At 48.0% G+C, this 7905-nt stretch carries 7 protein-coding genes; 1 reads left to right on the top strand and 6 read right to left on the bottom strand.

From position 1 onward, the window contains the following. The coding region (locus AC3DOM_RS13335; protein WP_487919540.1) for a hypothetical protein at positions 1-696 on the top strand (696 nt) is incomplete at its 5' end. 252 nt (positions 697-948) lie between these two features. Here AC3DOM_RS13335 and AC3DOM_RS13330 read toward each other — a convergent pair. The 6 genes from AC3DOM_RS13330 to nrdR all read right to left on the bottom strand — a co-directional run bounded on the left by AC3DOM_RS13330 (position 949) and on the right by nrdR (position 7385). Then, positions 949-1524: a DUF4256 domain-containing protein gene (locus AC3DOM_RS13330; protein WP_487919539.1), complete on the bottom strand. Its 576-nt coding sequence runs from the start codon at positions 1522-1524 to the stop codon at positions 949-951. A gap of 201 nt (positions 1525-1725) precedes the next feature. Continuing rightward, positions 1726-3051 (bottom strand): TolB family protein, encoded by a 1326-nt coding sequence (locus tag AC3DOM_RS13325; protein WP_487919538.1) that lies wholly within the window; start codon positions 3049-3051, stop codon positions 1726-1728. Between the two features lie 236 nt (positions 3052-3287). Beyond that, positions 3288-3635 (bottom strand): hypothetical protein, encoded by a 348-nt coding sequence (locus tag AC3DOM_RS13320; protein WP_487919537.1) that lies wholly within the window; start codon positions 3633-3635, stop codon positions 3288-3290. A gap of 220 nt (positions 3636-3855) precedes the next feature. Continuing rightward, positions 3856-4224, bottom strand: coding sequence for a DUF1801 domain-containing protein (locus tag AC3DOM_RS13315; protein ID WP_487919536.1), 369 nt, complete (start codon positions 4222-4224; stop codon positions 3856-3858). 88 nt (positions 4225-4312) lie between these two features. Then, positions 4313-6862 (bottom strand): adenosylcobalamin-dependent ribonucleoside-diphosphate reductase, encoded by a 2550-nt coding sequence (locus tag AC3DOM_RS13310; RefSeq protein WP_487919535.1) that lies wholly within the window; start codon positions 6860-6862, stop codon positions 4313-4315. 76 nt (positions 6863-6938) lie between these two features. Continuing rightward, positions 6939-7385, bottom strand: coding sequence for a transcriptional regulator NrdR (gene nrdR, locus AC3DOM_RS13305; protein WP_487919534.1), 447 nt, complete (start codon positions 7383-7385; stop codon positions 6939-6941). Positions 7386-7905 lie beyond the last annotated feature (520 nt).

Raw genomic sequence — 7905 nt, 5'->3', positions numbered from 1 at the left:
ATTTTTCCTGATGCAACGTTACTTCTCAAAGTAACATTTTCCGTGATGCAATTCGCCTCAGAAGCCTGTGCGCCAGGAGAGTTCCCGCTAATGATTGAAGATTTCCAGGACGGCAAAGCGCAGAATTGGAATAATATCACAGCAGCTCTTGAGTTCAATGCTCAGAATGGCTGGTCCCTTGTTGAAGATGAGCCAGGAAATTTTGTAGCCGTCGCGTCAAATGCCCCTGACTTTGCGACCGACAGCTACTACTTTGATGAATTAGAACTTTATAGTAACGCAGTTTGGAGAGTAAAAACAAAGATCACCGGAAAAAATAATGATGCATTCCTGAACTGGCGTCATGGCTGGAATGAAAATGGAGATTGGCGTTATATAGTTCAGTATGGAGGCCCAGCTCTGCTGAGTTTATCTCGCTTACATTATGAAGCGGGTCACTTTAATGTGAGTCCATCTTCGTTCGGCTTCAGAGAGGAGCAATGGTATTTCTTTGAAATCGGTACTTATGATGGAACAACAGCCGTGTGGGTTGATGGTGATCAGAAAAATTCTTATACGGACCCCCAACCAATGCAGCCCGGAACAATTGGCCTGGAAGTGCATTTGTCAGATGGGTCAAATTCTGCCTACACCTTTGATAATATTGTCGTATGCGGGATTGAGGCCCCATTTGAAACTGTTTACTTAAGTGAGTAATTCACACTAATTGAATTACCAAAAATAAGCGCCCTTTCCAGGGCGCTTATTTTATATTTGGTAGTTGGAAACTTATTCTTGGATGCTAAGTCTTTAAAGAATACCCTTTACAAAACACAGTAGCATAGGCTGAACACGGCAAATTTTCTCATGCGAGGCCATTATTATCGTGACCCATTGGCTTCAAACTCAATTAGATAGCCTTTTCTGAACTGATAAGTCTCCAGAGCCCAAGCGCTGTCTGCGCAATATTTAGACCCGTAGTGAGCCGCGGAATCCCCTTGCAGCATAGTAAGAATCTGCACCGTTGTGATATATAAAAATATTGCCGTAACGGAAATCAGCAAAGATGGCACCACCTAGTTTTCTAATATCGGCAGGTGTTTCCAACCAGCTTGATGTTTTCGTATCAAATTTCCCAAGTTTCTGCAGCCCTCGATATTCTTCTTCCGTTAATATCTCTATGCCCATGGCAGCTGTCATTTCCTTAGCAGAATCTTTTGGTTTAAATTTTTTCCTTGACTCCAGTGCTTCGCGGTCATAACAAAGACTTCTGCGTCCTTCAGGGCTTTCCGCTGAACAATCATAAAAAATAATTTCGCCCGTCTTTTTATCATATCCAACAACATCCGGTTCACCACCGGTTCTCTCCATTTCATTGAGAGACCACAGTTTTGCAGCGTCAGCCTCCAGCTTTGCACCTACCTGAGCCCATTTAAATTCTTTATGACGGTCCATGTTTTTCTCAAAACGGGCTTTCAGTATTCCGAGCAGATCATCACGTTCTTCTGGTGACAACTCATTTTTATGGCTATTAATCATGTTCATATATTTATACTCTTTCTCTAAATGATGCGCTCTACTATCTATTTTAGCGGATCGCAACCCTTTTCGGATACCCCGTTCGGCTTATATCGATCCCCATCATATTAATGCAAAGACCGGCGGGGGGAACGCTTACGGGGAAAACTTGAATGATAAAACTATGCTATTTTATTGCATTATTACAAAGTTATAGGTAGAAATAATCTACTTCCATGACCAGAAGGCCAGCGTGCCCTCCGCAATCCTGAGTGCCTGGGATTCTCCATCTGCATCCACGACCCAAATACTTGCTACCCCATCAGGATTATCTGTAGCATAGACCAACTTTGCGCTATCCGGAGACCAGATCGTGGCCGAGTGATGATATTGATCAAAGAAAGTCAGCGTAGAGAGAAATTCAGAGCCAAGTTGAAAAGTGGACAAACGGTGGGTCTCGCCAGTGGTAATATTCAGGATCTTCAGGTCCAGCCAGAGGACATCCTGGGAGCGGGTACTGATCTCATCCTGATCTCGTCCGGGCAGTTGTACGCTGAAGTAGGCGACACTTTGGCTATCAGGAGCCCAAAAATAGGCAATGACCGTATCTTCAGGTGCCCGATGGAGGATATCCGCGTTGCCAGTAGAGATAACAGCTAATTTGCCCACCCTGCCACTGCTTGCAGCCGAGGTAGCCAGATAGGCGATTTGTTCCCCATCCGGAGACCAATTAAAGGCGATCGTCGCCTCGTAATCCGCTAATTTTTGAAGCAGGTCTCCCTCTTTATTCAGTTGGATGAGTTCACCGCGGCTCTCATTCTCGATCGCAGCAAGCAGATATTTTCCATCCGGAGACCACCCAGGGGCCTGAAAATGGCCGGGGCTGAGGGATATATCCCGCGTCTCCAGGCTTGATGGGGAAAGGGTTCCGAGCCGGGCATCTGGATTTGAGGAGCTAGATCCGCCCTGATGGATGAATATTTCTGACCCATCCGGTGCCCAAACCCAATAATAGGGCTGGCCCTGGTCTAAAATCTGCGATTCATCCCCGTTGAGATATGCCAGACGGAAAGTAAGCCCATTTGGAATGGTCGCGTTTGAAAGAAAGCTGATCCGCTCATTATCCGGGGCCCAGTAAAGATAAAAGGGGAATTCTGTATTGCTCTCGAAAACCTCGCTAATTTCTGCGCTCATTGGATCAGCGACAAGCAGCCGGGACGTTATTTGAAGATCCTGTGACTCCACGGAAACAAAGGCCAGATGACGGCCATCAAAGGACCAGGTGGGGTGAGAATAGATACGCAACATTTCATCATCGCTTTCGATCTTCCGGGCATCATCTGTGATGGCTGTCCGATTTTCCCCATGCTCATCGATCGTATAGAGATTCCCGTCCACGCCGAGATAGGCGATCAGATCGTTAGATTTTGATTGGGGAGTCAGGGGTTGATCAATGGGGAGGGTCTGATTCAGCAAAGCACAGGCAAGCGTGGTGATGCTCAGGATCAGGGATGCAAAAAGAATTCGGGATCGATAGAGGGGGGTTATTTTCATGATCTATTTCTCAGATATACCAATAAATCTGATTGTAGCATAATGAGGGTAAAGGAACCGGATTTGATTACTCCCAGCCTTCGCGAAGCATGCTCGGAGAGTGGCCCCAATTTCTAAATCTGGAATTTAGGGGAGGAGCACAGCGTCTCCCTCTATTTCGGTTTTCAAAATGGGGGGAATAATGGAGTCATGATATTGATGCATTCATATTGCGGTCAGTTTTGAGACCTTTTTTCCTAGGGTGGGGTGAGCTGCGGTATTAACTGGGTGGGTGGCCGATCATTCCCGACCTCCATCATGCGCCCGTCTGTGGTCTGGCATTTTGCGGGCAGGGAGGTGTAAACCAGATCATTCTTGCATTCCATCCAGGCAGGAACCTCCCAATTTTTGATCGGAAGGCCTAAATATATTTCGGAGGGAAGATCGGAGAAGGATCCAATTTTTTCCCCGGGAACAGAATCTCGCGGTTGCTGAAATTCCGGGATGGAATGGCGATAGATATGACCTAAGACCCAGCCTGTGATCACCAACCCAAATAAGGTGGTCAGAATTAGAAGATTAAGAACCCATGTTCGTTTTTGCATTCCTGCCTCCTTTACCCCCATTATCTCATATTTGGGATCCTCCTTAGAAACTGTGTGAAAAATTTCTAAATCTACCTGCTCACCACAGATACCCTTTCGGGCACACGTAAACACAGATGAACGCTTATTCTTTGGATGAAAGCCTCGAGGAAATGCCTTTCCAATCATTTTTATCTATGTTCATCTGTGGTTAAAAAGGGTTTTCAGACACCCTTTTCGATCAACAAATTTCCCCGTCAGACCTTTCTGCATCCCTCAACATATTCTCAACCAGCTCAAAATCCATTCTTTCTGTTCTGGTATAGCGAATACAGCCCTTGCCAAAGCTGATCCCCTGACCGGCCAGTTTCTCCTTGTGAGCGTTCATCACAACCTGCTTGAGGATATAAAGGGAAATATAATTCTTCTGGCTGGCAAAGGCCACCTCCACTTCACCATTTCGCGAATAGGAGGGCATTCCGTATGCCATGCCCTCCTGAAAGCCTTTCAGGGATGAGAGACACAGCTCACGTAATTTTGAAAGGCCAGCCTTTCGTTCGGCTGGCACCTCATTCAAATAGGCATCTACGGTTTTTGATTTGGATTGCACAATTTTTTTCCATACCAATAAGCCCCACCCGTCCCTATCGGGGCACCCTCCCCAAAACAAATTTTATTTGGGGAGGGACGGGGAGGGGTCAACACTCACTAAAGGCACAGGCGTAGCATTTCCGGCAGCCCTCTTCATTGATCACGGCCGCCTCCCCGCATTCGGGGCAAAGATCGCCGATCGGCTGAATCTGGGGAACCTCGAGCCCGCCATTGCTGGGCGCTGTATCCGCTTCTGCTGGGACCCAATCACCAAGGTGTTCGTCGGCTTCACGGAGGTATTCAGCCAGCACCTGCCCAACGCCATCTGGCAATGAGCGGACACGTTTGGCGCCAAATCCCAGTGAGCGACCTCCACCAATCCCGCCGAGTTGACGGACAATCTCTTTTATACGATCACGCGGTGAAACGGGCGATGCCAGGCGTAATATATAGGAGAGTAAGCGACCGATGGCCTCGGAGACTGCCGCTGTTTCAGAACCGGCCTTGGCTGTATTGACAAAGACTTCAAAGGGTTGTCTTCCACCATTCTCGTTGACGGTGACAAAGGCTTTGCCCAAGGGGGTATTGACATTATAGGTCCAGCCGAGCAGGGAGCGCGGACGGGGCTTTTTACTTTCACCCCAGATGGGTTTCCCGTCAGATTCACCCTCCGGGAGGTTTTGCTTTGCAGTCGCTTTGGTTTCCAGGACAACCTTGTCCCGCGAGCCTGTCACATAGACAGTGATCCCTTTACAACCCAACTCCCAGGCCAATTTGTAGGCTTTTGAAACATCTTCTTCGGTCGCCGTTGCGGAGAAATTGACCGTCTTGGAGAGAGAATTATCGACAAAGGCCTGCAGTGCAGCCTGCATCCGGACATGTTCCTCAGCGGTGATATCTGCCGAGACCACAAAGACCTTCCGGATCTTCTCAGGAATATCCGTCAGTCCCTGGCATGAGCCTTCTTCCAGCACCTGCTCGAAAATCTCCTGACTTGCCTCTCCCACCAAACCGGCGGCGCTAAGGGCAGCTTCGAACCGAGGGCTGGCATAAGTCAACTGAAGGTCTTTCCCGTTATCATCAACATGGCGAATATAGGCCAGCGCAAAGGTCGGTTCACAGCCATATCCCTCGCATCCGGCAACGGTGGCAATTGTCCCGGTGGGCGCGATCGTTGTCTGGGCAGCGTTCCGAATTCCATGCTTTCGGAGGCCATCCACAACGGAATCCCAATCCAGGTCCGGACGTCCCCAATCCTTTGTATAGGCCACCACCGAATTGGGTTTTTTCCAGGTCAGATTTTCCGGATCATAAAGACTGCCCTCAATCGCAGGAAAGGGTGCCCTCTCTTCGGCCAATCTGATGCTGGTCTGCATGGCATGATAACGGACAAATTCCATCACCTGTGCGGCAAATTCCTGTCCATCCTGCGAGCCATAGCGTGCCCCTACATGATACATAAGATCGGCCAAACCCATAATGCCCAAACCAATTCGGCGCGCGTTTTGCGCGGCCTCCTTCAATTGAGGCACGGCTGGCACATAGGCATTCACATCAACCACATCGTCGAGAAAATAAGTGGATAAAACCGTGCTTTTTCGGATTTCCTCCCAATCGACTTCGCCATCAGGCCCGCAATGCTCAGCAAGGTTGATCGACCCCAAACAGCAGGATTCATAGGGTCCCAACCATTGTTCACCGCATGGATTTGTGGATTCAAGCGCATATAAATGTGGGACGGGATTATCCCGATTTGCCGCATCAAGGAAGAGCATTCCCGGCTCCCCGTTATGATGCGCCTGTTTGACGATCTTTTCGTAAAGCTCTCGCGCGTTGACTTTTTCATAAGTCCGGATCGGGATGCCCGCGGCCTCGGCTTGCTCCAGCGTCCCCCTGAAACCGCGATATTTCGGCGAAAGAACATCCGGGAAGCGTAAAGCCCATTCATCATCATTTTCAACGGCGGTCATAAAGGCATCTGTGATCCCAACTGAAATATTGAAATTGGTGATCGAGTTTTCATTTGTTTTACAGGTGATGAAATCTGCAATATCAGGGTGATCCACACGCATCACGCCCATATTGGCCCCGCGCCTGGTGCCGCCCTGCGCTATCTCGCCAAATGCATTATCGTAAACCCGTAAAAAGCCGATCGGGCCTGTGGCCTGCCCGGCCGAGGAATTGACCAATGCGCCAGATGGGCGCAAACGTGAAAAGGAGAATCCATTCCCGCCGCCTGTCTGCTGGATGAGGGCCGCATCACGCAGTGACTGAAAGATGCCTGCCGCATCACGCCCCATATCATCGTTGATCGGCAATACAAAACATGCGGCCAATTGCCCAAGGGGCGTTCCAGCGCCCGTAAATGTTGGGGAATTGGGGAAGAATTTTTTTTCAACCATTAAATGATAAAACTCTATGGCACGCTCAAGTACATCAACATCCCATTTTTCTTCGGCTTTGGCAACATTATAGGAGACACGCCAGAACATTTCCTCAATTGATTCGTTGGGCTGTCCATCATCTCCACGACGCAGATATCGACGGATTAAAACCTGGCGCGAGTTATCAGAAAGTTCAATAGCGGGCAGATCTGATGGCGCGGGCGGAGTTGTTAATAATCCTTGTTTTTTGGCTACAGCCGTTTTCTTTGACATAACGCATTCTCCTGATAAACCAGTAAAAAATTCTTTGTTTAAGCGCCCCCAATATCACCAAAGGCCAAGGGCAAAATTATTCCAAAAGTCGGTCAATTTCAGCGCGCAGGGCATGAAGATCATCCAATCCGAGGTAAACAATGGCGTAGCGCATGTATGCGACCTGGTCAAGTTCCTTCAAACCGTCCATAACCTTATCTCCAACCACGCGGGATGAAACCTCAGATTTCCCCATTTTTTGCAACTCATTTTCAACCTGCCCAACCAGGCGCTCAATATTCGCTGCAGAAACCGGGCGCTTTGCACAGGAGATACTGATTCCGCGCATTAGTTTTTCACGATTGAATGCCACGCGGGCACCATCCTGTTTTACGATTAGCGGGGTTGCCAATATTGGGCGTTCGTAGCTGCTGAAGCGTTGCTCACAACTCAGGCATTCACGCCGTCGCCGAATATTTCCCTGACTATCATGGGATGTATCTACAACTTTCGATGATTCGTGCTGACAAAAAGGACAACGCATTTCACCTTACTCCCGTCAAAAAAACACCAAACTGAACATTTGTCTCACGCCAGATATGGCGATGTACCCCGCCGCGCCCCATATATTCGCGGGTTAGTGAGCGGAGATTCTAGCATAATAGTAAGGTCAGGGCAAGGGGACAACAGGTCTACTCAACCTTAAAATATCCAAACCGTAATTCCCCCCTTGAATCGGCTTGTTTTTGTGGAAAAAAATCGGATATATCTTGTCTAAATAAGAATTCAGGGGAAAATGCGGGAGTTCAAAATAATCTCAAGCTGCAATAAGCAGGTAAAAAGCAGAGAAGATATATCGCAAGAAAAGATTTACCGAATTTTTCATGCAAAATATGTATGGCAGATGATAAATAGCCAATTAGATATTATTCCAGTGCATCTTCAGCGACAAATACATTTGTGGAGTTCAACATTTCCAGAAATACCTCTTCGTAGAGAATTTCCTGTTCATCCGCATGGCTTAATAAAAGAACCAGAATAGCATCGTATCCCGATTGAGTATA

The sequence above is a fragment of the Candidatus Desulfolinea nitratireducens genome (assembly GCF_982879505.1).
Note: the sequence above shows the minus strand (reverse complement) of the source record. Positions and strands in the feature narration are given on the sequence as shown.

Coding starts and splice junctions, on each gene's coding strand:
- AC3DOM_RS13330 (WP_487919539.1), bottom strand. CDS start 1,524: ATGAACATGATTAATAGCCATAAAAATGAGTTGTCACCAGAAGAACGT.
- AC3DOM_RS13325 (WP_487919538.1), bottom strand. CDS start 3,051: ATGAAAATAACCCCCCTCTATCGATCCCGAATTCTTTTTGCATCCCTG.
- AC3DOM_RS13320 (WP_487919537.1), bottom strand. CDS start 3,635: ATGCAAAAACGAACATGGGTTCTTAATCTTCTAATTCTGACCACCTTA.
- AC3DOM_RS13310 (WP_487919535.1), bottom strand. CDS start 6,862: ATGTCAAAGAAAACGGCTGTAGCCAAAAAACAAGGATTATTAACAACT.
- nrdR (WP_487919534.1), bottom strand. CDS start 7,385: ATGCGTTGTCCTTTTTGTCAGCACGAATCATCGAAAGTTGTAGATACA.